Origin of the sequence: Nostoc sp. FACHB-888, assembly GCF_014696655.1 — a bacterium.
In the GTDB taxonomy this organism is placed as follows: Bacteria; Cyanobacteriota; Cyanobacteriia; order Cyanobacteriales; family Nostocaceae; genus Nostoc.
Genome location: NZ_JACJQM010000376.1, coordinates 1 through 2,295, shown reverse-complemented (window position 1 = coordinate 2,295; position 2,295 = coordinate 1). Strand labels below are relative to the sequence as shown.

Sequence of the window (2,295 nt, the reverse complement as noted above, 5' to 3'; positions counted from 1 at the left end):
TTAAATGGCGGAAAAATCGGAGATCCATCCAAAATCCGATTTTGTTTGGAAATGGGGCATACCAGGTATAGCCGTGACATCGATATCAAAGATGTTTACAGCGCTTGCTTAAAAGATTGGTATGAAAAATACTTGAAGAAAGTGGTGAATCTGACGCTAGATGCCAAGCACCAGGGGGATGAAATCTGGGCGATTGGTGGAGGCTGCCTCTTACCAGGATTTAAAAAGCTGTTGGAGAAAAACGGCTTCAAAATCTTGGACAATCCGGTAGAAGCCAATGTCTCTGGGCTTTTAGAGATGGCGAAAACTATTATGAGCAAGAACCCAACTACTACATCTGGTACACCTGGAAAGTGAAGTTATAACAATGGCAGATAAAAAAGACTTAGCACCGGAAAAAGTTCGCCTCAAAGATAATTACCGAGAGCGCATATTTGCAGAATCCCAAAAACTAGATAAAAGTTACCTGGACACGATTTACTTTATAGTTGATTGCTATTTTGTTTTCATCAAAGCTGGATTACCTGCACAACATATAGCTTCCCCACCGATTAATACTGAGTCAAACCAACCCACGTCTTGGACTCCAACTCCATTTGCACAGGAGGAAGAAGAAGATTATGGTGGGGAAACATTCAGCCTTGATTTTGATTTGTAACCATCAAATGAAGTTGGCAACGGTAAAGAAGGGGAATTAGCCTTCAGGGTGGTAAGTGGAATGGCACGCTTGTTAAGCGTAAATCCCTGGTATTCCTGGATGAAAGGGTGTGGGGAAAGAAGAAGATGTTGTTCTATTTGATGCACTAAAATTCAATTTCCCTAACACTACACCGAATACCCTACCCCCTACACCCTTCTTAGTGTGGGCAATTAAGAAGATGTTGAACTCCTTGACGTACTAGTATTCAATTGTCTAAAACACACACACGAACCTGCAACCCTGTCAGCATAGCTTTTATTATAGTCTAGTGGAATTAGACTATAGGTTAACCTAGTATGTTCTCATAGAGTATGATCACAGAAGAGAGTTTATAAATAAGGTCAATGGCTAAAAGTCCGACATTGAGCGTAATCATCAGTGAAGAAGACAAAGAAAGATTGAAACGTCTTGCTATGGCTGAAAAGCGTTCAGTGAGTCAACTAGCAGCTATTGCTATTCAAGAATATTTGGATAAGGCAGAAGCTACCAAAGAGAAGGGTGCAGCATGAGTGAAGCGACCCTAGATCGGCTCGACCGCATCGAGCGCATCCTTGAAACTGTGACCACCAACCAGCTGTCACTCCAGGAAACAGTTCGCCAAAACACCGAAGAAATCCACAGCCTCACAGATATCTTGATGCATTCCATCCAAAACGCCTCTTCTGACCGCGAGGTATTCCAAGCTGAAATTCGCCGCATCTGGCAATACCTACTAGGGCAGCAGCGTAATGGCAATGGTAGCGGTGGCAGTGACAGTTGAATAGCATCAGGCATTTAACTATTTAGTTACATTTTTTAAATAGGGGAAATTATGAGAACAGCTATCGTTTGTTACGATTTAAAAAACGTCAAGTCAGGCGACAATGCTCGCGTAAAGGAAAGACTTGAATTGGAAGACACTGCTACAACCTTTCAAGCGTTAAATGTCAACTCATTATTTCCTGATCGGGTTAATTTGCATTTGCCTAACACTACACTCTACCTGAATGTCAGCAATCCCTCGGTTACTAGTAAACAGATTGCAAACGACGTCTACAGTCTTATTCAGTCTGTAGGCGCAACACCCGACAAAGTATATGTTGCATTTATTACAGAAGATTTCATATTGAATGCTCCGTAAGGATAACCTCAAAGCGCGATCGCTTACAGCGGGCGGTTACGCCATCGCACAACTTTTAGGCCAGACGATCGTTTAATTAAGTCGCAAGTCGCAAGTTGCAAGTCGCAAGTGAAGAACTTTCAAACGGTGGGTTTAAGTCCCCGGCTTCTATCAAGCCGCAAGTATGTGTTTGCGGGGTCTAAATCCCCGTTACAAAACTTACTTGCGACTTGCGACTTGTCACTTGCGACTTGTTTTTAACCATCATCTGTGGGTAGGGGGATTAGGGGGCCTTGACTGTCTAAATAGTATATTTATGCTTATCCCTTAAGGATTATCGTGGGGTTCACGCTTTAAAATCCGGCATTGTATACCGATAAGACAGCCAGGCGGTCAAACCATCCTTTTTGGCGATCGCCTGCGGCGGGGCGTAGCCTATCGCTGTTTTCGGGGTACTCAAAAGCGCGATTGTCAATCCCTGCGGTGTCTCAAACCA

General features: G+C 43.3%; 4 protein-coding genes and 1 pseudogene. All 5 read left to right on the top strand.

The features are described 5' to 3' along the window. Nucleotides 1–357, top strand: a pseudogene (locus H6G26_RS41030) (hypothetical protein); the annotation flags it as partial. Between the two features lie 10 nt (nucleotides 358–367). Beyond that, nucleotides 368–658: a hypothetical protein gene (locus tag H6G26_RS41025; RefSeq protein WP_190737810.1), complete on the top strand. Its 291-nt coding sequence runs from the start codon at nucleotides 368–370 to the stop codon at nucleotides 656–658. Nucleotides 659–1,044: 386 nt separating this feature from the next. Next, nucleotides 1,045–1,209 (top strand): ribbon-helix-helix protein, CopG family, encoded by a 165-nt coding sequence (locus H6G26_RS41020; protein ID WP_190737809.1) that lies wholly within the window; start codon nucleotides 1,045–1,047, stop codon nucleotides 1,207–1,209. Beyond that, on the top strand, nucleotides 1,206–1,460 hold the full coding sequence (locus H6G26_RS41015; RefSeq protein WP_190737808.1) for a hypothetical protein: 255 nt from the start codon (nucleotides 1,206–1,208) through the stop codon (nucleotides 1,458–1,460). The genes H6G26_RS41020 and H6G26_RS41015 overlap by 4 nt, the downstream gene beginning before the upstream one ends. Nucleotides 1,461–1,511: 51 nt before the next feature. After that, nucleotides 1,512–1,820, top strand: coding sequence for a hypothetical protein (locus H6G26_RS41010; RefSeq protein ID WP_099102958.1), 309 nt, complete (start codon nucleotides 1,512–1,514; stop codon nucleotides 1,818–1,820). Nucleotides 1,821–2,295: the final 475 nt, after the last annotated feature.

What these genes read in the sequence shown, in the direction of transcription:
- H6G26_RS41015 (WP_190737808.1), top strand. Translation starts at nt 1,206, where the DNA reads ATGAGTGAAGCGACCCTAGATCGGCTCGACCGCATCGAGCGCATCCTT.
- H6G26_RS41010 (WP_099102958.1), top strand. Translation starts at nt 1,512, where the DNA reads ATGAGAACAGCTATCGTTTGTTACGATTTAAAAAACGTCAAGTCAGGC.
- H6G26_RS41020 (WP_190737809.1), top strand. Translation starts at nt 1,045, where the DNA reads ATGGCTAAAAGTCCGACATTGAGCGTAATCATCAGTGAAGAAGACAAA.
- H6G26_RS41025 (WP_190737810.1), top strand. Translation starts at nt 368, where the DNA reads ATGGCAGATAAAAAAGACTTAGCACCGGAAAAAGTTCGCCTCAAAGAT.